At 46.7% G+C, this 21321-nt stretch carries 23 protein-coding genes; 13 read left to right on the top strand and 10 right to left on the bottom strand.

The annotated features are described in order from the left end of the window. Positions 1-488: 488 nt before the first annotated feature. The 6 genes from MYF79_RS32545 (at position 489) to MYF79_RS26310 (ending at position 4763) form a co-directional block, all read left to right on the top strand. Positions 489-887 carry an HYC_CC_PP family protein gene (locus tag MYF79_RS32545; protein WP_410688330.1) on the top strand — a complete coding sequence of 133 codons (399 nt, stop codon included), beginning with the start codon at positions 489-491 and terminating at the stop codon, positions 885-887. A gap of 190 nt (positions 888-1077) precedes the next feature. After that, entirely contained in the window at positions 1078-2472 is a 1395-nt protein-coding gene (locus tag MYF79_RS26330) for a hypothetical protein (protein ID WP_247810871.1), read from the top strand. A gap of 33 nt (positions 2473-2505) precedes the next feature. Continuing rightward, entirely contained in the window at positions 2506-2991 is a 486-nt protein-coding gene (locus MYF79_RS26325) for a DUF305 domain-containing protein (RefSeq protein WP_247810870.1), read from the top strand. A gap of 122 nt (positions 2992-3113) precedes the next feature. Next, on the top strand, positions 3114-3566 hold the full coding sequence (locus tag MYF79_RS26320; protein ID WP_247810869.1) for a hypothetical protein: 453 nt from the start codon (positions 3114-3116) through the stop codon (positions 3564-3566). A 137-nt stretch (positions 3567-3703) separates the two neighbouring features. Next, on the top strand, positions 3704-4291 hold the full coding sequence (locus MYF79_RS26315) for a DUF3347 domain-containing protein (RefSeq protein ID WP_247810868.1): 588 nt from the start codon (positions 3704-3706) through the stop codon (positions 4289-4291). Between the two features lie 7 nt (positions 4292-4298). Further along, positions 4299-4763 (top strand): heme-binding domain-containing protein, encoded by a 465-nt coding sequence (locus MYF79_RS26310; protein WP_247810867.1) that lies wholly within the window; start codon positions 4299-4301, stop codon positions 4761-4763. Positions 4764-5047: 284 nt separating this feature from the next. Here MYF79_RS26310 and MYF79_RS26305 read toward each other — a convergent pair whose 3' ends face one another. From MYF79_RS26305 to MYF79_RS26295, 3 genes are read right to left on the bottom strand one after another with little or no spacing between them, the layout of a single operon-like run. Continuing rightward, positions 5048-5698, bottom strand: a complete 651-nt coding sequence (locus MYF79_RS26305) for an HD domain-containing protein (protein WP_247810866.1) — start codon at positions 5696-5698, stop codon at positions 5048-5050. A gap of 47 nt (positions 5699-5745) precedes the next feature. Beyond that, entirely contained in the window at positions 5746-6198 is a 453-nt protein-coding gene (locus MYF79_RS26300) for a carboxymuconolactone decarboxylase family protein (protein ID WP_247810865.1), read from the bottom strand. A gap of 60 nt (positions 6199-6258) precedes the next feature. Next, the gene (locus MYF79_RS26295; RefSeq protein WP_247810864.1) at positions 6259-6834 is read right to left on the bottom strand and encodes a Crp/Fnr family transcriptional regulator; all 576 of its coding nucleotides are present in this window, start codon (positions 6832-6834) and stop codon (positions 6259-6261) included. A 232-nt stretch (positions 6835-7066) separates the two neighbouring features. Between MYF79_RS26295 and MYF79_RS26290 the strand changes: the two genes are divergently transcribed. Next, on the top strand, positions 7067-8509 hold the full coding sequence (locus tag MYF79_RS26290; protein WP_247810863.1) for an amidohydrolase family protein: 1443 nt from the start codon (positions 7067-7069) through the stop codon (positions 8507-8509). A 181-nt stretch (positions 8510-8690) separates the two neighbouring features. Beyond that, the gene (locus MYF79_RS26285; protein WP_247810862.1) at positions 8691-10994 is read left to right on the top strand and encodes a S9 family peptidase; all 2304 of its coding nucleotides are present in this window, start codon (positions 8691-8693) and stop codon (positions 10992-10994) included. 28 nt (positions 10995-11022) lie between these two features. On the opposite strand, the gene MYF79_RS26280 is transcribed toward MYF79_RS26285, so the two are convergent. Then, positions 11023-11970, bottom strand: coding sequence for an MBL fold metallo-hydrolase (locus MYF79_RS26280; protein WP_247810861.1), 948 nt, complete (start codon positions 11968-11970; stop codon positions 11023-11025). Between the two features lie 146 nt (positions 11971-12116). Here MYF79_RS26280 and MYF79_RS26275 point away from each other — a divergent pair, with 146 nt between their 5' ends. Continuing rightward, entirely contained in the window at positions 12117-12425 is a 309-nt protein-coding gene (locus tag MYF79_RS26275) for a winged helix-turn-helix transcriptional regulator (RefSeq protein WP_247810860.1), read from the top strand. A 38-nt stretch (positions 12426-12463) separates the two neighbouring features. On the opposite strand, the gene MYF79_RS26270 is transcribed toward MYF79_RS26275, so the two are convergent. Continuing rightward, a complete protein-coding gene (locus tag MYF79_RS26270; RefSeq protein WP_247810859.1) occupies positions 12464-12823 on the bottom strand; it encodes a winged helix-turn-helix transcriptional regulator in 360 nt (119 codons plus the stop codon). 201 nt (positions 12824-13024) lie between these two features. Here MYF79_RS26270 and MYF79_RS26265 point away from each other — a divergent pair, with 201 nt between their 5' ends. The 4 genes from MYF79_RS26265 (at position 13025) to MYF79_RS26250 (ending at position 17308) form a co-directional block, all read left to right on the top strand. Then, positions 13025-14023, top strand: a complete 999-nt coding sequence (locus MYF79_RS26265) for an MBL fold metallo-hydrolase (protein ID WP_247810858.1) — start codon at positions 13025-13027, stop codon at positions 14021-14023. A gap of 7 nt (positions 14024-14030) precedes the next feature. Beyond that, complete coding sequence (locus MYF79_RS26260) at positions 14031-15536, top strand: M20/M25/M40 family metallo-hydrolase (protein WP_247810857.1); 1506 nt, start codon at positions 14031-14033, stop codon at positions 15534-15536. A 4-nt stretch (positions 15537-15540) separates the two neighbouring features. Beyond that, positions 15541-15957: a RidA family protein gene (locus MYF79_RS26255; protein ID WP_247810856.1), complete on the top strand. Its 417-nt coding sequence runs from the start codon at positions 15541-15543 to the stop codon at positions 15955-15957. Between the two features lie 310 nt (positions 15958-16267). After that, positions 16268-17308: a hypothetical protein gene (locus MYF79_RS26250; RefSeq protein ID WP_247810855.1), complete on the top strand. Its 1041-nt coding sequence runs from the start codon at positions 16268-16270 to the stop codon at positions 17306-17308. Between the two features lie 274 nt (positions 17309-17582). Here the strand turns inward: MYF79_RS26250 and MYF79_RS26245 are convergent, their stop codons facing one another. From MYF79_RS26245 to MYF79_RS26225, 5 genes are all read right to left on the bottom strand, one after another. Beyond that, on the bottom strand, positions 17583-17864 hold the full coding sequence (locus MYF79_RS26245) for a hypothetical protein (RefSeq protein ID WP_247810854.1): 282 nt from the start codon (positions 17862-17864) through the stop codon (positions 17583-17585). An 88-nt stretch (positions 17865-17952) separates the two neighbouring features. After that, positions 17953-18621 carry a LysE family transporter gene (locus MYF79_RS26240; RefSeq protein WP_247810853.1) on the bottom strand — a complete coding sequence of 223 codons (669 nt, stop codon included), beginning with the start codon at positions 18619-18621 and terminating at the stop codon, positions 17953-17955. Then, positions 18618-20408, bottom strand: coding sequence for an NRDE family protein (locus MYF79_RS26235; RefSeq protein WP_247810852.1), 1791 nt, complete (start codon positions 20406-20408; stop codon positions 18618-18620). Before MYF79_RS26235 ends, MYF79_RS26240 begins: the two co-directional genes overlap by 4 nt. Then, positions 20396-20902 carry a DinB family protein gene (locus MYF79_RS26230; protein WP_247810851.1) on the bottom strand — a complete coding sequence of 169 codons (507 nt, stop codon included), beginning with the start codon at positions 20900-20902 and terminating at the stop codon, positions 20396-20398. The genes MYF79_RS26235 and MYF79_RS26230 overlap by 13 nt, the downstream gene beginning before the upstream one ends. Further along, positions 20899-21309 carry a DoxX family protein gene (locus tag MYF79_RS26225; protein WP_247810850.1) on the bottom strand — a complete coding sequence of 137 codons (411 nt, stop codon included), beginning with the start codon at positions 21307-21309 and terminating at the stop codon, positions 20899-20901. Before MYF79_RS26225 ends, MYF79_RS26230 begins: the two co-directional genes overlap by 4 nt. Positions 21310-21321: the final 12 nt, after the last annotated feature.

Here is a 21321-nt window from a genome sequence, read left to right as displayed (position 1 = left end):
GCAAGCATGCAATCCGGTAAGGGTTGCATGCTTTTGTCTTGCTTTAACCAATCACCGCTTACATACCCTGTTCACATTTAGCGGGTGCTCTTGTTCAGGATGCCTCCAACAGTCGTTTCCCACCGGGGAAAGTAATGTATGCCGAAGGCGCTGGTAATGCCGTCAGTCGTACTGCCGGACCGTTCTCCTGCAAGGGAAGGCCTGTCCTCAACTGGTCATGCCTTTGTGCAGGTATCGCCATTGTTGAGCCTTCTGACCCTGCTCATTTGTCCTGCTCAGAGTGTAGAATCTAATCCCTCAACTATCCCTGGCATCAGAAATGAAAGGAAAATACTTTAACGCTATGGTCTTGCCCGCTTGTGCTGTCCTAATAAATTGATTGTTATAGTATAAGGCATCTCATTGAAGCAGCAGCGAAACAGAAAACAGACGACTGCCCCTTGATTGTGGTATAATATTTATGGCAATCCTTACAAAACAAAACGCATTTGAAGCGGCTTTGCTCCATCATACTGCTTGTATCCTACCTTGCTTACATAGGGGGAGTTACCATTTACCATCATTATTGTATGGGTGAATTGGTAAGCACCTCTATATTTTCAGTAGCTGATGCAGCCTGCGGCAAATGTGGAATGAAAAAGCACCTGAGCGAAGGCAAGGGCTGCTGTACGGATATTGCAATAAGCGTTAAAGTAAGTGAATCACATCTATATACCCCTGGCTTACCAGACTTAGGTCCGGACTATTGTCTGTATATCGAAGCCCCTTTCATACTTCTCCCCGCGCCGGTGATACAGGACGATGGCTTGTATACCTCTTTTATAGCCCATGCGCCACCTTTTAAAAGGGAGGCACTGTTCCTTCAATACCAGAATTTCCGCATTTGATCTTCTTCCAGGTAATGTATACCTGCAACCGCTGCAGTATGTATCATTGCCTTTTTTGTGCCTGTTCCCGGTTAACACTGCCTGTTGACAGGGAGGAAGTACATGCACAAATGCTGCATCATAAATAGGGGACAGGCCCATTGTAGAAGCGGGTATTTGAACAACAGTCATTAATTTAAATGGTATGACCATGCAAAAAATACTTATGCTGATTGCCATGTGTTATATATGGCAACCAGTCTTCTCACAACATGAGCACCACATGCCCGGAAAGCAGGACACAACAAAGCCTCGTACACGGGAAGTAAAGGATAGCGCTATGCACAACATGCAGCATGAAATGGGGATGAATATGCAAACGGATGCGCCTATGAGCCATTCTTTTTCCCTGAACCTGCCCATGAACAGGAATGGCTCAGGAACAGGCTGGCTGCCCGATGCATCGCCGATGTACGGCTATATGATACACACGAAGAAGTGGATGTATATGGTGCATGGTAGCATTTTTATCCGGTATAATGACCAGGACTTTACTAATAAGGGAACAAGAGGAGATGCGCGGTTCGATGCGCCTACATGGTTTATGTTGATGGGACAAAGAAGAGTAGGAGAGAATGGCCTTTTTCATTTTAGCTCGATGTTCTCATTGGATCCGCTGATCGAAGGTGGACGAGGTTATCCTTTGTTATTCCAGACAGGTGAAAGTTACAAGGGCAAACCGTTGGTTGACCGCCAACACCCCCACGATCTTTTTTCTGAGCTATCAGTAAGTTATACCCATGCATTTTCAAAGAAGGTAGATGCGTCTGTTTATGTCGCTTATCCGGGCGAACCTGCACTGGGGCCCGTTACATTTATGCACCGGCCATCCGCGCTCGATAATCCCAATTCACCCATCTCGCACCATTGGGTTGACGCAACACATATCACTTTCGGTGTTGTTACTGTAGGTCTGCGGATTGATAAATTCAAACTGGAAGGATCTTCATTTACAGGCAGGGAACCCAATGAAGAACGCTATGGTTTTGATAAACCAAGGTTTAATTCCTGGAGCGGAAGACTTTCCTTTAACCCATCCGATAATTGGGCATTACAGGTCTCTCACGGCTACGTGAAAAGCCCGGAAGAACTTCATCCGGAAGAAAATGTTCATAAAACAACCGCATCTGCTGTCTATAGTGCAGACCTGGGAAATGACAGCAGGATCAATGCAACGGTTCTCTGGGGCATGAATAAGCAAAAGGAGCATTCGGGCGAAAATGCTTTTATGGCTGAAGGGGCCTGGAGAAAGAAACGGCTGGCGCTATATACCAGATATGAATTCACGGAAAAATCCGGCGAGGAACTGGTCTTGGAACCAATGTTTGAAGAACATGATGTGTTCAATATCCACGCATTCACACTGGGCGCTGCTTATGACTTGTTTGAGCTAAAGCATACGAGGGTAGCCCTTGGCGGGCAGTGGAGCATCTATCACGCACCTGCATCTCTTAACACATTATACGGTGAAAACCCGATGGCCCTCCAGGTGTATTTGAGAATATATCCTTCATTAATGAAGATGGACAAGAAAATGAAAATGTAATTATCAATTTCACTCAAGCTAAAAATTCTTACTATGGATAAAGGGAAAAACACAAAACACGATATGCATACGAGTCATTATAAACAACTTATTATGATGGCTGTGCTGTCTTTCATCTGCATGTACATACTGATGTACGCAATGGTTAATTCGATCGGCAATGTAATCCCAAACATCAACCAGTTCTATATGGCGGGCTTAATGACTATGCCAATGATAATCATAGAAATAGTGGTAATGCGTGGTATGTATATGGATAGAAAGCTCAACCTGGGAATAATGGGCCTTGCTGCCCTCGGACTGGTCGCATTCTTCCTCTGTATCCGTCAGCAGGCGGCGGTTTCCGAGAGGCAATTCCTGAAATCAATGATACCGCATCATGCGGGAGCCATTTTAATGTGTGAGCACGCCAATATAAAAGATCCGGAAATTAAGACGTTGTGCGCGTCCATAGATGCAAGCCAGCAGCAGGAAATTGAACAGATGAAGACCTGGCTGCGAACAAAGTATCATCGCTAAGAATAATATAAAACAAGCTCAAAATTGTATAACAAATAATTCGGAATTACCAGTACTTTTGCTCGTATACGAGCGCTGCCTTTCCGGCAAATGTGAACCGGAGAAGGCAAAAAGCTACTTGAATGAAAGGAAGTCCGTCCATACGCCGTTTCAGGGCAGCATTGCTGCTAACCGTATTTTTACTGAATACGGTTGTAGGCTTTGCCTGTGCGGTATGGCCGGATATGGGCGCGAATTCCACTCATCATCATCATGAACATAGCGAAGGCAGAGCCGGGAATGCAAAAGGCGCAGCCCATCACAGCAGTGTAGATCATCACCATCATCATCACAGGAAAGAGAAAGATAACTGTTGCAATGACAACGTGATGAAATTTGTCCGGACCGACAAATCCCTGTCTCCGGTAGTTGATTTTAGCAGCAATCCCGCATGTGTTACGTTATCCGTTCCCGGCTTCTGCAACATTGATCTTTTGGCCACCTCAAGGGCAAAAGTAAATAGCAGGTATTTTGTCCGGAGCTATCATCCACCCATACCAGACATCCGCATAGCTATACAGAGTTTTCAGATTTGATGTAGTCTTTACAAAGTATTCGGGGCCTTAAATATCCTGCAGGATACTTGTTTTTTAAACATCTGCAGGAGCATACCCTTTCCTGTTGGCATACTTATGCCTTTGTCAAATGAATAAACGTAAAACAAAGATCAAAAATGAAACACACTATCTTAATAGCAGCTGCCGGTATATTATCCTTAGCCGCATGTAACAGCAATAATAATCAGGCAAAAACAGATACTGATACGGCACAGCCGGCGCAACGCACTTCCGCCGGCGCACCGGCAGCAACAGAAAACCAGCAGCCGGCATCTCCTGTTAAAGAGATAGTTAACAGCTATCTTGACATGAAGAATGCACTGGCAGCTGATAACGACAAAGGCACAGCCACTGCCGGTGATGCTATGGTTGCCGCATTCGGGAAATTTGATAAAGCTTCATTAACGGCCGAACAAAAGAAGATATATGAAGATATAGAGAGCGACGCCAGGGAACATGCAGCGCATATCGGAAAGAATGCCGGTAATATCAAACATCAGCGCGAACACTTTGATATGCTGAGCAAGGATATGTATGAACTCGTGAAAACCTTCGGCGCCGGAAAACACCTCTATTACGATCATTGCCCTATGTATAACAAGGGTAAGGGAGCCGACTGGATCAGTGAAACGAAAGACATTGCCAATCCCTATCTCGGTAAGGAAATGCCTGCATGCGGTACTGTAAAAGAAGAACTAAAATAAAACGAATATGCGCAGATCAAATAAATGGCTTTTAATGCTATTAATTGCTTTCGCTGTTATTCAGTTTATACAACCTGCCCGCAATCAAAGCGGGCAGGTATTACAGACAGATATTACACATGTGTACCCGGTACCTGCCCAGGTACAGACTATTTTAAGAGCTGCCTGTTACGACTGTCACAGTAATAATACCCGGTATCCCTGGTATTCCCGTATACAACCTGCCGGCTGGTGGTTGACATATCACGTCAACGAGGGCAAAGAAGAACTGAATTTCAGCGATTACGGAGCTTACTCACCCAGGAAACGGATCAATAAGCTCCGGTCAATTGAAAACAGTATTAACGATGGGAGTATGCCCTTATCGTCCTATACCTTGTTACACAAAGAGGCCCGGCTTACAGCGGCAGAAAAGCAACTGATAACGACATGGACAGGTAAACTCAGGGATAGCCTTGCTACCGCAAACTGATCCGCATACAGCTATACAGCTGTATGCGGATTGTTTTCCTGTTCTGCCGTTTCAATTGCAATGTAGCGCGCCTTTACCTTTCAGGCCATTAGCATAAGGCACTGACCAGGCAGCGCTTCAACTGGAGTTTGGTACGCCTTCACCTTTCAGGCCATCAGCATAAGGCAGTGACCAGGCAGCGCTTCAACTGGAGTTAACGTGCCTTCACCTTGCAAGTCATCAGCATAAGGCAGTGACCAGGCAGTACCTTAGCTGCAGTCTGGCCCGGCTTCACCCGCAGCAGATCACTCGCTCCAGGGCGAATGGAGAATTGCATCGCAGAAATTCTTTTTTTCGAAATTGGGCATCATGAAGGCACAGATATCAACATTGATAGTGCCGTAAGTGGTCTCCGGTTTGTGCTTGAAACCATCGAAAAAAGCAGGAATGACTTTCGCCTTGAATCCACCGCGGGGAAAGTGTCTGATAATGTCCTCACGCACTGCTTCGGATAACTGCTCATAACCCTTGCCTACCACATCCAGCGCTACACCGTAGTTCAATAATGCGACTTCAGCCTCTTTATAAGGCGCAACACCGGGTACGGTATGCAGCGCTATAGCGTCCCATACCAGTTGAAGCGTCTGTGCCGGAAGCCCGTGGCCCCGCAGGAATTCACGGGCTGCATTGGCGCCATCTACTTCAAAACATTTATCCGGACTGCTGTAATGGGGGGTAAGGCCCAGGTCATGAAAGGCTGCGCTCACATACAACAGCTCCGCATCATAAGCTATCTTTTTCTGCTCGCCATTTAAGGCAGCAAACAGGAACGTGCGCAATGAATGATTGTATAATAACTCACTTCCATGCTCCCGTAACAATTCTGTAGCCTGACGGGTTATGGTGCTGTCAGGTATTTTAATACCGGCTACAGCCTTAGGCATCTGTGTTATCATATCTCTTGAATTTTTCAGATAATAACATTCGCACGGAACACTATACCTTAAAGAACAGATACTGTTTTCGTGGAAATGCCTACGCGATTCAGGAAGTTAATATGACACGCCACGACGATAAGATCTGCTATCTCCTTAGTATTGAAGTGAGCTTTGAGCTTTTCATATGTTTCGTCCGCAACGCCATTAACAGAAATATGTGTTATTTCTTCTGCAAATTTAAGCGCGCTTTTTTCACGTTCATCGAAGAAGGTGCTTTCTTCCCAGGCAGAGAGGGCAAATAGCCTGCGGGGGGATTCTCCCTGTTTTAAGGCCTCATCGGTATGGTAATCAATACAAAATACGCATTTGTTAATTTGTGATACCCTGACCTTAATGAGCTCTATTAATGCTCTTGGCACTGTAGAGGCATACTGGCGTTTGTCCATCGCAGCAATCTGGTCCCAGTATAATGGTTCTTCTTTCCATACATCTAAACGATGCTTAATTGTCTTTATCATAAACAGCTATTTTTATAGCTGCAAGTTCCGCAGGAAAAATAGCTATTTACTTAAACTGGTTTAAGAAAGGTATTTCTTACGGATCTCACTGAGGTATTCCGGTGTGAAACCCAGGAAGGAAGCCATTAGGTACTGAGGAACCCGCTGCATAAAATCAGGGAAATGCTGGGTGAAATGGCGGTATAATTCTTCTTTGGAAAACTCGTAAAGGAACCGGAATCTCATCTGGGAGGCCGCATAGGCTTTCTGAAATACCAGGTGGAAATAGGCGTTCAGCTCGGGTATTTCTTTTAACAGCTCCCGCTGGCGCTCTGCCGAAATGCTGAGCACTTCCGTCTTTTCTACCGCACGAATAGAGAACTGCGCTGCGGAGCCATGTTGGAAAGCCATGAAATCTGATGCCCACCAGTTCTCAATAGCAAAGTCGACTGTTTGCTCGATCCCGTTCTGCCTGAGATAGAATATATGTACGCATCCTTTGACAATAAAGAATTTCTCATAACCTCTGTCCCCTTCACTCAGTAATAACTCCTTTTTCCTATAAGTCCTGTGCTCAAAAAAAGACTCCAGCATGTTCATTTTTTCAGGATCAATTGTACAGAACTTGCTGATATGTGCTATAAGATGTTCTATCACCAGCTTTTATATTTTCACTACCCGCAAAAGTAGCATAATTATTTTGCCTGTACACATAGCAGATGCCTGCTGGTGCTGTCATGCCTGTTTCCTCATTACAGGAACCTGAGAGGAGCCCTTCCCCTTATTACCATAAAAGAAATATATGACTATATTTATAACCCCGGCTTACAGAGACGACATAATGCCTTGCTTATGCCGTCCTTCCGAAGCTCAGAAATAAAATAATCCAATGAGACATTCCCGTTTTTATTATTTCCTTTACTTAGCCGCTTTTTGCCTGATCGGGGCCAGCTGCGCAAGAGTAGCTTCCCCACCTGCGCAGCCTTCGCTGCAGCAGCAGAAGGAGGAACAGACCTTCGCTATAAAGAATGTAAATGTTATCCCCATGACTCCGGGAAACAGCGTACTGACAAATGTTACTGTGATCATCAGGAACGAGCGGATTACATCGCTCAACGGGCCTGTGCCTGCCGGTGCAAAATTGATTGATGGCAGGGGAAAATGGCTTATCCCCGGTCTTATCGATATGCATGTTCATGTGCCTGCTGATATAAGTCTTTTTCATAAGTACCCCACGCAGGGCGCTACCATCTTCTTTAATACGCAGGACGTCATGACGCCTTATATCGCGAATGGCGTTACGACGGTATTGGAACTTAATTCCAGGGCAGAACACTTCGCTCAGCGGAACGAGATCGCAAAGGGAACTGTCATCGGGCCACGCATGGCACTGGCAGCGCTCCTGGACGGCGGCAATGCATCGGGAAGAATTGTCAATACCCCCGCTGATGGACGCCAGGCCGTTCGCAGTGCAAAAGCCGAAGGGTATGAGTTCATTAAGGTATATTCCCATCTTAATGTAGAGACCTACAAGGCCATTGTCGACGAAGCGCACCAACAGGGATTAAAAACCATCGGGCATATTCCCGATGCTTTCCGGGGGAGGCTGAAAGAAGCCTTCGTACCTTATTTCGGCATGGTGGCCCATGCGGAAGAGTTTTCAAAACAAACGACTGACTTCAGCGATCAGGACGCACAAACGTTCGCGCAACTCGCAAAAGACAATGATACCTGGTTATCCCCTACATTAACAACCATGAAGTGGATACTGAGTCAGGCACGCTCGCTTGACGAGCTGCGGGCTTCTTCCACATTGCAGTATGTGCATCCGCTGTTGCAGAGCAAATGGATCACTGCCAATAACTATAGCCGTAATACCTCTCCGGAAAGAGTTGCCTATTTCCAGAAGATGGTGGATTTCCACGTCCGCCTGGTGAAAGCCTTCAAAGCAGCCGGCGTACCGATCGTTGCCGGCACAGACTCCGGCCTCTCAGGCGTCGTTGCAGGCTTTTCCCTGCACGATGAAATAGCGCTTTTAGCCGAAGCGGGATTGACACCGGAGGAGGCGCTGGCTGCCGCTACCCGGCTACCCGCTAAATGGCTCGGGATCGATGGTGAAGTGGGTACAGTGGAAGCCGGCAAGCGCGCAGACCTCATTTTGCTGGATGCTAATCCCCTCAGCGATGTAAAAAATACCAGGAATATCTCCGGCGTATTTGTCAACGGACGATGGCTTAGCAGGCATGCCACAGACGCCATGCTCGCAGATCTCGCCAGGCGCAATAATGCGGCGAAAGGAGATTATGACTGGAAGAAGACGATCAGCCAATAGGCCGGATGGACAGCGCCACTGATACCTTTCGGCTTCGGATAGGCGCTTTATCATCAGGGGTTTATTTTTACTGAGCTTTGTTCCTTAACTTGAGATTTTCTACACCAACGGCCAGAATGTACAGACCGACAATCTTACCTTTAAGCCAGAATTGAATATGCTCATGCATCCGGAATTAACTATGAAGAAATTACTTTTAACTGTTTCCTGTGTTACCGCAGTCTGCAGACTGAACGCTCAGCAGGCCGTTCCCCTTAGCGACTACCGCTTTGCAGAAAGCCGCTTAATCTACAATACCGAGCCATTGGTAGATAATAATACCATCGCTCCCGAATGGCTGGAAGATGGCCGTTGCTGGTACCGGGTGCTGACCGCCCGCGGCAGCGAATTTATACTGGTCGATCCGGCAAAGGCTACACGCACTGCCGCCTTTGACCAGGAAAAGCTGGCCGCGTCCTTATCTAAAGCTACAGGTACAAGCTATAAGTCCTATGCCTTGCCCTTTCACTACTTCCGTTTTACAGACGGTAATAAAGGTATCGCTTTTGATATAGCAGGAGAGGAGTGGACCTGCAGTTTGCAGTCCTATCAATGTCAGAAGGCAGGGCAACGATCAGTGACGACCAATGCAAGGGACAGCCGGAATGAGGTGATCTCTCCGGATGGCAGGCTGGCTGCATTTATAAAAGATCATAATTTATGGGTGCGTGAATTGCCCAATGGGCCTGAACGTGCGCTTACGACCGACGGTGTTAAAGATTTTGGCTATGCTACAGACAATGCCGGCTGGCGCAGCAGCGAGAAGCCTGTATTACGCTGGTCGCACGATTCCCGTAAGATAGCCACCTTCAAACAGGATCAGCGTAATGTAAGCGACATGTACCTGGTTACAACCAACATAGGCAAGCCCACGCTGAAGGCCTGGAAATATCCATTGGCCGGCGATGCTGCCATTGCTATGATCCATCGCGTCATCATTGACGTCAGCCAGGCAAAGGTGATCCCTTTACAGGTCCCTGCTGATCCGCATCGTGGTACACTCAGCGATGATATCTCCTCCAGCGGCACCTTCGACGATGTTGACTGGAGCGACGATAATACAGAACTGGCATTCGTATCCACTTCCCGCAATCACAAAGAAGAGAAACTGCGTATCGCTGATGCGACTACGGGCGCTGTCCGCGAAGTCTTTGAAGAGAAGGTTGCCACACAATACGAATCCGGCCAGGATGCCATTAACTGGCATTACCTGAAAAAGTCAAATGAAATTATCTGGTATAGCGAACGTGATGACTGGGGACACCTGTACCTGTACAATGCCGCTACCGGGGCGCTGAAGAACCAGATCACGAAAGGAAAATGGCTGGTTACCAGCGTGGAAAAGGTCGATGAACAGGGCAGGGTGATCTTCTTTAACGCCTGTGGCCTGGACGCCCGCAATCCCTATTTCAGCCATTTCTGTAAGATCAATTTCGATGGCAGTGGCTTTGCTGACCTTACCCCCGAGCAGGGGAATCATAAGCTGGCATTCTCCCCGGATGGTCAATACTTTATTGACCGCTATTCACAGCCCGATATCCCCCCTGTAACGGTCTTACGCAACCTGCAGGGTAAACCGTTGGTCAGCCTGGAGAAGACTGATATCTCGCGCCTTAAAGCTATAGGCTGGAAAGCGCCAATGCCATTTTCAGTGAAGGCTCACGACGGGAAAACGGATATCTATGGTTTGCTGTTCACACCCACACACCTGGACAGCAAAAAGAAATATCCTGTCATTGACTATATATACCCTGGTCCACAGGGAGGTGGTGTGCGCGATTGGTCATTCCTGTCGGCCCGCGTCGATCACCAGGCACTGGCCGAGCTGGGATTCGTTGTCATGGTGCTGGAAGGTACCAGCAATCCCCTGCGTAGCAAGAGTTACCATGATATGAACTATGGCAACATGGCAGAGAACACATTGCCCGACCAGATCACCGGTATCCGTCAGCTGGCGGCACGTTACGCATATATCGATACCAGCCGTGTTGGGATCTGGGGGCACTCCGGAGGTGGCTTCGCAACAGCGGCTGCCATGTTCCGCTATCCCGACTTCTTCAAGGTAGGCATTGCAGAATCAGGGAACCACGAAAATCGTAGCTATGAAGATGACTGGGGCGAGCGTTACAACGGCCTTACCTCCGAATCTGACTACGCCAGGCAGGCGAATGCCCTCTATGCCGGTAACCTGAAAGGAAAGCTGCTGCTGGCCCATGGTATGATGGATGATAATGTACCGCCTTATAATACTTTCCTGGTGGTAGATGCTTTAACGAAAGCCAACAAGGATTATGATCTGATCATATTTCCGCAGGCCAGGCATGGCTTTGCAGCAGATGGTCCCTATATGATGCGTCGCCGCTGGGATTATTTTGTGCGCCATCTGCTGCATAAAGAACCGCCAAAGGAATATCAGCTGGTAAACAAGCCAGACCCAAGATATTAGCGGCTGTCTGCCATATCACCCTGTTATCCTATCTGATGATGGGAGGGATACTATAGTGCAGGGGTACCCACTGGTAACTGTTTCCCTGTGGCCGTAATCGTCCAATACCAGGAAACGAGATATGATCTGCTGCCACCAGGTATTGTTGCACAGCAGCTTCCCTGTATAAGCTGACGCGCTGCCGGGCAGCCTTGTCCTTGTCGAAATCATATTCGTCAGGATTGTCCGGCAGCGTCAGTTGTACTTCTGCTATATGGACCAGGTCCCCCCAGAACACCATTTTCTCTCCCTTGCTTTCCAGCACAAAGAGGGTATGCCCTGCTGTGTGCCCGGGAGTTTCAATGGTACTGATCCCTTCAAATAGTTGAGTAGGGCCTGTAAAAGGACTGACCTTTCCGGCATCCAGGTATGTTTTTAAGGTCATAAATGCCGGTCTGTTGGCATGGATGCCTCTTGTATCATCAGCTTTCGCCTGCAGGTGCTGCATCCAGAAATCAATATCGTGCTTGTCTACATGTATAGTAGCATTCGGAAAGACCAGTTTGTTGTCCATGACCAGGCCACCGGTATGGTCCAGGTGAACATGCGTGATGAGAATGTCTGTGATCTGTTCCGGCTGATATCCCACCTGCCGAAGACTTTGAACGAGTAGTCCTCCGTATTTGCCGCCAAATAGCTCTCCTGCGCCGGCATCAACAAGAATATGCCGTGTGCCATTGTTGATCAGATAAGCATTGATAGAAGTCTCCACCATAGGTTTCAGGTAGGCGCTTTTTAACAGGCTGTCTATATCTGCGCTATTGCCCAGCAACATGTGTGCATCAACGGGCACCGTACCGTCAGACAATGCGATCACTTCTACCTGCCCCACCATTGTTCTGTAGTACCCGGACTGAGCCGGTTGGGATTGTGCCAGCATGGTCGCGAACTGAAAAAGCAATAAGAAAATCAAAAGTTTAGGTGTCAGCTGTTTCATAAAATCGTTGCGTTTCAAAATAATAATTATATTAGTTACGCAAAGTTACTATTGAGGCAGTGGTGGTGTAGCAGGGGAAAGCAGATAGTGGTAACGTTAAAGTAACCAGAATGAACAACGACATTTTTATTTGCCATAATTGTCCTATGACAAGGACCATGGCAACAATAGGTACCAAATGGAAGCCGATCATTATATATACTATCGGTAAAAAGAAAGTACGTTTTGGCATCATTCACGCCAAGATGGGTATTATCAGCAAGAAGGTCCTTACAGAGCAGTTAAAGGAGCTGGAAGAAGACGGGATCGTTATGCGGGAAGCGTTTAATGAAGTGCCTCCCCGGGTGGAGTATTCGCTGACACAAAAAGGACTTGAGCTGTTACCTATTCTGAATATGCTGACCAGGTGGAACCAAAAGCATAATCCGGCTCCATCCAACCAGAAGCCTCGTTGATAGATCGCGCATCATGTACGCTATATTCATTCAATGCTTTATGCTTCCTTCTTTAAAAGTGGCCTTTGGCCGGGGTTCTCCAGGTACTGTGTTCCCCATTCATTCATCACGCTGATGACCGGCAATAAAGACTTGCCTAACTCAGTTAAAAAATACTCCACTTTCGGAGGGAGTACAGGATATATCACCCGCTCAATAATGCCATGTTCCTCCAGTTCCTGGAGCTGCTGGTAAAGCACTCTCCGGCTCGCTTTGGGGTTCAACCGCTGCAATTCACTCGGCCGTCTGTGACCATGCCAGATGTTATGGATCAGGCAGGGCTTCCACTTGCCCCCGATAATTTCCATGATCATGGCCATCCCGCAATCTAAATCCTTCGGAATCTTTCTCTCAAACATTGCAAACATATTACGCCTGCAAAATTAAAAAATAATACCCGGATAGAGCATAGAGACAATTTTAACCCTATGCTATAATGAAGTACGTACTTGTCAAAAATGCACTACCGGCATAGCTTTGTACCCGTTTTAAAAGTCTTCCTGGTCAGGCCTGCAGGAAGATAATGATCTGATAAAAATATATCCGGAAAATATTCAACAATGAAAAAAATAAAACTTCGTTTTAGTCATTTCCTCCCGAAATTAATGCTGTCCCTTTTTGTAGTGATAGGCCTCGCGCTGAGCGATGTATCATCTGCTGTTGCACAGGATACAGCAAGGGTATTTGTTCAGCCTGGCAGTTATCACATGAAACTGGGCGATATCGAGATCATCGCATTCTCCGATGGAAGCGTCCCCCAGGAGCTGGAGAAGTTGCTGACCAATACCCAACCGGGAGAAGTTAAAAGACTCACGGAACAAAACTTTCAGTCGCCGGTGGTAGAAGCATCTGTGAATGCTTACCTGCTTAAAATAAATGGTAAGCTCATCCTCGTGGATGCAGGTACTGCCGAGTTATACGGTCCCTCTCTTGGTTATCTTCCCGCCAACATGATCCGTGCCGGTTATAGACCTGAGCAGATCGATGCAGTCCTGGTTACGCACATTCACACTGATCATACCGGTGGCCTAATGGCAGGCGATAAGATGGTGTTTCCAAATGCAGATATCTATGTTAGCAGAACGGAAGCTGATTTTTGGCTGAGCGATGAGCGCTATGCCCGGGCACCCGCCAGGTTGAAACCATACTACGATCAGGCGCGACTGAAAATGCTGCCATATCTTAAAGCTGGGAAAGTAAAAACATATGAGTATGGGAAAGAGCTGTTTCCCGGCATTCTTCCCGTTGCCAGCCCGGGGCACACTCCGGGACATAGCTTTTACCAGGTAACAAGTAAGGGCGAGAAAATAATGTTCTGGGGAGATATCATGCATTCAGCCGCGGTGCAGTTTGTAGATCCTGCTGTCACGATCGTATATGATGTTGATCCCGCAGCAGCTGCTCAGTCAAGAAAGAAAGCCTATGAGGATGCAGCAAAGGGCAGGTACTGGATAGCTGCAGACCATATATCTTTTCCCGGTATAGGGCATATAAGCAAGACAGCGCAAGGCTATCGCTGGTTTCCTATTAATTATACAACAAGTGGTGCAGGTCAATGATCAGTGTATGAAAAAGCTATTTAATTTTCTCAGACAGTACACATGTTGCTTTATCCTCTCCGCAGTTACTGCTTTAATGGTTCCATCAGCTGCAGCACAGCAATCTACTCAGGATGATCCGGCAGCCGTACAGCAGTCTATTGGGGATGAATCAGCTGTCGCACAAAGACCTGCTCAGGATGATCCGGTTGCCGTACAGCAGCCTTCTCAGGATGATTCGCTAATGATCCGCAAACTGTACGATGAAATATTGCAAAGTGAAGAAATGGATGCGAACCTGCGGTACCTGAGTTATCACATCGGCGCAAGGATAGCAGGTTCACAACAGGCAAAGCTGGCTGTTGACTGGGTAAAAGCAACAATGTCCCGGTATCGTCCGGATAGCATTTATCTCCAGCCGGTCATGGTGCCGCATTGGGTGAGAGGTGAAAAGGAATCGGCTTCTTTTACTGCCGGCAGAAGAACAGTAAAATTGGATGTATCTGCTTTAGGCGGATCGGTAGGAACTGGTGGAACACTAACAGCGCAGGTAGTAGAAGTAAGGTCCTGGGCCGAATTATCCTCACTCAGTGAAGAGCAGGTAAAAGGTAAAATTGTTTTTTTCAACAGGGCAATGGACCCGCGTGAAGTGGAAACCTTCAGGGCCTATCTCTCCGCGGTCGATCAACGGGCACAGGGGGCTATTGCCGCATCGAAGAAAGGCGCGACCGCGGCACTGATCAGATCGTTGACCCTGGCAAAGGACGACTATCCTCATACTGGTGCAATGAGCTACGACTCCTCGGTGAAGAAAATCCCTGCTGCGGCTTTAAGTACAAATAGTGCTGACAAACTAAGTGAGGCATTGAAGAAGGACCCTGTACTGCGGGTCTCCCTGCGCATGAACTGTGTACAATTGCCGGATGTGCTTTCGTATAACGTCATTGCAGAACTGAAAGGAGCAAGCCATCCGGAGGAGTTTGTAACTGTTGGAGCGCATATTGATACCTGGGATGTAGGGCAAGGCGCCAGCGATGACGGCACGGGCCTTGTGCAGGCTATGGAAGTGCTGAGAGCATTTAAAGCAAGGGGACTAAAACCGGCCAGGACACTGAGAGTGATCCTTTATATGAACGAAGAAGCAGGGGCGCACGGCGGCGTGAAGTACGCAGAACAGGCAAGGGCACGCAACGAATATCACGTGGCGGCTATAGAGTCTGACGCCGGGGGCTTTACGCCCAGGGGATTCAGACTGGAAACGTCACCCGAAGTAACAGCTAAGTTCAAAGCCTGGGCTTTGTTATTAGCGCCTTATAAAGCTGGTGACATACAATCACAACAACGCGGCGTTGACCTGGTGCCTATGAAGGGAATGGCAAAAGCGTTGCTTAGCCTCGATTGCGATGATAGCAGGCTGTTTTATATCCACCATTCAGCGCTGGATACCTACGATAAGATAAATCCCAGGGAAGTAGCGATGGGCGCCGGTGCTATGGCAGCCATGACTGCCCTTTTATGCAAATATGGATTATAAGAAAATGAAGACATTTATAGTAGTAACAATAAGCAGTATATTATCGCTGTTCGCGATAACTACACATGGACAAACGACAAGTGCTCAAACCAGGCCATTTAGTAACTATACAATGCATAAGGGACTGGTATTTGTGTCCGGACAAATTGGTATCGGAGCTAAAGACCATCAGCACGTTGGATTTAGTGAAGAGGTACACCAGGCGCTAAAGAATGTTGACGCTATCTTACAACAGGCTGGTAGCTCTCTTTCGCAGGTAATGAGTGTAACCGTGTATCTGCGCAGTTTGGATCATTTCGATGAGTTCAATAGTGTTTACAAACAATATTTCCACTCACCATATCCTGCCAGGACCTGCGTAGCTGTAAATGATCTTGTGCAAAATGCGAATGTCGAGATCAGTGTCATTGCCGGCAAATAGGGCATGCACCTGAATTAAACCACACAATAACGGCTTCCTCTGCGCACTTATAAACAGAGGAAGCCGTTTGTATGTAGTCAGTAATGATAGATTTTTTACTTTCCGAATTGGAATGATAATACCATTCTTATAGAGGCTGTTCAATCTCTGTTCATTTTCCTTTTATACAGAAAATAAAGAAAGTTTTCTCCTAAGTTTGGAATGTATAGAGCAACGAAATAATGGATCCCCAAAGCTTATGCATGGACGAATATACACTCGACTAATGTTAAAATGTTGTCCTGTTATTTATTTAATAAATCTCCTGAAAATGAAAAAAGTATTTCGAGATGGCATGCTCGTCATTTCTACATTGGCCTCAATTGTCTCATGTTCGAAAGAATCTCAATCCAATGTACACCCAAAAACTGAAATGGAGTTTTATGCCGGTATGTCTTTATATGCAGATTACCATGATGAGGGCCTTGATTTCGTTTATGAGCAATTTATCGCGTCTGATAATGGTAGGATAAATGAAGGTCTCAATGAGTTTGGCATTATTCAGCAGCCACCCAACCCTAATGGACCGCCAACATTAGCTGCTCCTATACCGCAATACACTATTCAGTTTATGAAAACAAAACTGAATTTAAACATGGACAGCTTGTCAAAAGTTAGTCCCGGAATTATTGAAGACAGTTTAGACGTTAAGGTTTTTTTATTTGATCACAATCGTTATTGGGTTTCGGATTATATGAAATACGTCTATAGGAAGGCCTTTAGTACTCGTCTCGCTACTAGCATCAATAATTTTCAAGTGGCCATTGAAAGCAATGTTGATACGCTAAAAATTAATACACAGGGTGAGAATATTATTAATTCTACATTACCCTATTTGTCGGATACATTGGAAAAAGTTATATTAGTCACTATGATCCGCGTTGGTATCAATTCTGCCGGATACTGGCAACGGAACAGGAGTAAGTGGGAGAGCTTAGCAAATAGTTACTATGGATACAATGCGCGTGGTCCTGGTATAGATTGGAAAGACGTGATTTTCTCCGATATTATCGGAGCTGGCGGTGGTGCAGTGAAGGGTGCCTGGGTTGGTTTTACGGGTGGAACCGTTGCAATTCCCGGTGTTGGAACTGTTGGAGGTACAGCTGTAGGCGGCCTTGTCGGAATGATGGGAGGTGCTATTGTTGGTTCTGCCGGAGGGGCGTTTTGGAACTATGTTAAAAAAGCTATTGACTGGAACACAACGAATATTCCGATAGCCCTGCAAATCGCTGGTATAGAAAGTGGTGATCCATATATTAAGCTAATGATTGCAGAAAGACAATTGCAATCTTTACCTCCATTGCAGCCTTAAAAACATTGACCATTGTTTATGAGTAGCGATAAAAAGTCAAATATAATTTCTTTCATTTTCGGAACATTGACATATGCTATCCCATTTATAATTTTATCTGCTATTTTTCGCAAAGACTGGGATATCTTTATTGTATTAACGGCTATCACCGGGGGTATCTTATTGGAAATTTGGGATAGATATCGCGCTCGTAAAAGAAATTGATTTTATGGATCGAAGAACTTACTTATTTGTCTCTAAGGGGGAGCTTTAACTCTCCCCTTAGAAATATTCATCAAAACACCAGATCCCCGCTCTCCACATCCAATGCCGTTGCCTCCGGACCTAAACGTATAATAGCCGGCATTGCCGTCGCTGTGTGTACCTGTGTATATGAATAGGTAATGATTCCACCTGTCGCCCCAAATGCAAATGAGTTCCAGAATATAGCCCTGTTCCTCCTGTTAATATCTTCCATGTATTTGGACAGTACAAAGGCATTGCCTTTACGTTCTATCGGTATCAGTTCGCCGCCATCATACTTATAGAGCTCGCCCTTGTAGGACAAGCCCCACATATGGCGCACCTCTTTACGAATACTATCTGTTCCGGTGGTCCCGCTATTACTTCCAAACTTGTATTCTGCGCAGTAACCCGCAATAATCCTACACTATACTATCAGTCCCCGAGTTTTCCCTGTAAACGCCTTTCTTCCATGCTGGCAACATTTTAAATATTTGTACCAATGCCGTAAGCAAAAAGCCAATACCCATCATTAAGTTCAGTCTTTCCTGCTGCCGGCCTATCAGGCTAATCAGGTAACTGCCGATAGTACCATATGCGGTGAAGGCAAGAGCGGTACCGGCGCCTATGCCAGCAATCAGCCTGTTATAGGCGGAGGAGCTTTGTTCCAGGATGCCCTTAGATCGCAATACCGCCGTCCAGCCCATCCAGAATGGCAGGTGCAAGGGATTGACAACGCTTAATATCAAACCTGCCAACACGGGATGCAGGCTGATGACAGGGTGCGCATCCCCTGATATGCCGCCGCTTGTAATGAACATATTAATAGCCATGGCTATTAATATGAGGCAGATAAGTGATTTGAACAACGTATAGAAACGCTTTATTCCCGCAAGTATGCTGACGGCCAGCAGGGATAGCCGGACGATGATTATTTCTACTGCTATGGCGGCGGCAGAGAATCCTATTGCGCCTGTCAGATCATGATGTAATGTATAATTGGCCACGCTAAGGTTTAAGGTGCCTAAGGGCAGGGAACCGGCAAAACTGATAGAAAAGGCCCAGCAAATTAATTTGGTATTTCTGTTCATACTTTGCTTAGCTGCTTCAAATGCCTGTAATGGCCCTTTATCATCTTTAGGGCATCGCTGGTCCTCATCTTCGGCGCATTTTTTTGTTCTGCATTTAACCGGCTGATCCGGTAGAGCAGCCGCCAGTGTTTACAGATCTCTCTCCACGCATAGAACAGGGAATTGGCAGGATCGTAGATATGCGTCGGTTCGCTGCCTGTGCCGTTAAGCTCTATAATACAGAATTTTCCGTCTTCACACATTTCCTCCCAGCTGTTGAACTTGATGTCCAACCGGCCATAATAAAATCCGGGTATCTCCCTGCATACCCTGTCTATCGTTGAGGTCAGCGCAGTTGTCATCTTATCATGGAGGTCTGTAAACCTGGCCCCCCGGCTATGATTTCCATAAGGGACCAGGATATGTTGTAATCCTTCAGGCAGCACCGTGTCAAGAAAATTACCATACATGTCTTTCAGTGCTGATAGCTGTAATAGAAAACGATCTTCCTGTATCAGCAGCGCTTCAATGCTTGACTTGCCATCGCCGGTTACTGTCAGGTACTCTTTCCCTACTATTCCTGAAATATGTCCCTTTTCCTGCCCCGGAATACGGTAGTAAAAGATGCCCGCTTCCTGCCGGTAATCTATAAACTCCTGCAACAGGAAGTCGACCTTACTCCGGCTGCTGTAAATGCTTAATTCCTCTTCGGATCGCAGCAACTTGACCTGCATGCCCTTCTGACCGACATCCGGTTTGGCAATCAGCGGAAAGCGCATCCCTGCGCTTTTCAATGCATTTATCAATGTTGTAAGCGGCTCACCCGCTTGAAATAGGAGGGTCCGGGGGTAGTATTGTTGTGGTATCAACTTATAAATATCACTTTTCTTCTCCTGCACAAAGCCCGAATATTCGATACCGGGATTCGCCGTGCTGAAGAAGTACAGCGAACGCGCCTTGAAGCTTAGCCAGAGCCAATACGGATAAAGTGGTCCATACAATATGTAGGCAGGCCAGTATTCCCAGTTCGTGATCCTTATCTTTATTTTCTTCAGGTACAATAATGTATTCCTGAAAAAACCTTCTTTTGTTGTCAGTGACGCAGGCATAACTGTATTTGTACTATGCGTACCGTTCTGTAAGTCGAGATAGTCCATTTGTAATTTGCGGTTACCGGCGAAGATGGAAGTAATGCTGACGGTGCGGATCTTATTATCCCTGTTGATGATCAATCCATTGTGCAGATCGCCTTTTCCCGCATTTTTATGGAATTCCATGACCTTCGCGGTATTTACCGGATCAGTGGATGAAAACCATTGCAGGAACCAGCTTTTTCTCTCCCTGGCAGCATCGCCGTTGTACAATGTGGCAGATGACCAGATATGAGGCCTGGAAGCATCTAAAATAAGCGTATGCTTGCAGGTGCCATCCCACCGGCACTCCCGGAGTTGACCATCGCTGAAAAGCACCAGCGTAAAAGGTGCGATGTCGCTGAGGTCAATTGTATTGAACCCCTGATATGGCAGGAGCTCTTCCATTATTTGCAGGAAGATCAATCCCCTGCTCAACCGGTATGGCGGACAATGCTGGTGTTTGCTGAAAGCGCCATTCAATAAAACACCTGCATCACCGTTTCTTTTCAACGCTATCCAGCTGCCACCGGCATCCTGGTCCTGTGGGTATATCAGCTCGGTTCCTTTCCTGGTATATTGCCCCGGCGGCAGGGCCTGGCTTCTGTCCGTGCGCTCATCCCTGTTTGAAGTGAGATAGATCCCCCTGCTCGTCGGAATGTAGGTTACTGTGCACATGTTTTTCTGTATTTGATGGTGGATGCTGCTACGCCGAAACCCTCCGGTAGATCAACCGTCGATATCATGGTTGCGCCGATCCTCAAAAGGGCCATATGATGAACAGTGTGCTCCAGGTTATACACCAGTTCCCGCTGATAGTTGGTTAGTACCCGCAGGGGCGCCTTATCGCCCTGACTGTAATCACTCATCAATATCAAAGGCTTGTCCGGTTTCAGGATAAAGGAGGCAATGTGCTGCAACCTTTCCAGTGCACAGGCACGTTGCGTTTCTATACTGTAATCCCGCTCCCTGGCGTCGTAGTTAACACAACCGGTATCATATCCCCTGTCAAGCTCCAGGAAGAATTCAATAATATGCCTGGTGTGTTGACCGATAGAAGCATGCGACAACAGGGGAACCTTTGTGACATATTGTTCATCTGTAAGGCCTTCCAGTAATGCTCTCAGCTGATAAATTAAGTCTGACACCGGTTGTGTTATCTGTCCGATCATAACAGTTTGTCTTTTGTGAATGGAAATAAACGAAGTATTTGAGCGCTGTAAATAATAGCTGCCACCAGGCAACTGATAAATACCATTAAAGCATAAATAAATAGCTGGCCGGAATCATCCTGCACTACTATACCGAGCCGGGTGAGGTGGAAAAACAAGGCGCCACTCATCAAACCCAGTCCCAATACTGCGCCGTAGGCAACGGTGTAGGGTATCAGCAACAGGATGGATGCAATGAGTTCCAATATGCCTATGCCGATCCGCCCCCATGGCTCCATGCCCAGCTTGGAAAAAATATATACTGATTCAGGGGCAGCCGTGAACTTGAAGAACAAGGTCTGTAGCATGATCACGGCTGCAAGGATCCTGAATATCCAGCCGGCGATATTCTTCCATTTCGGAATCATAATTTACCGTTG

The organism is Chitinophaga filiformis, from assembly GCF_023100805.1.
GTDB lineage: Bacteria > Bacteroidota > Bacteroidia > Chitinophagales > Chitinophagaceae > Chitinophaga > Chitinophaga filiformis_B.
This window is presented reverse-complemented; position numbering and strand designations above follow the sequence as displayed.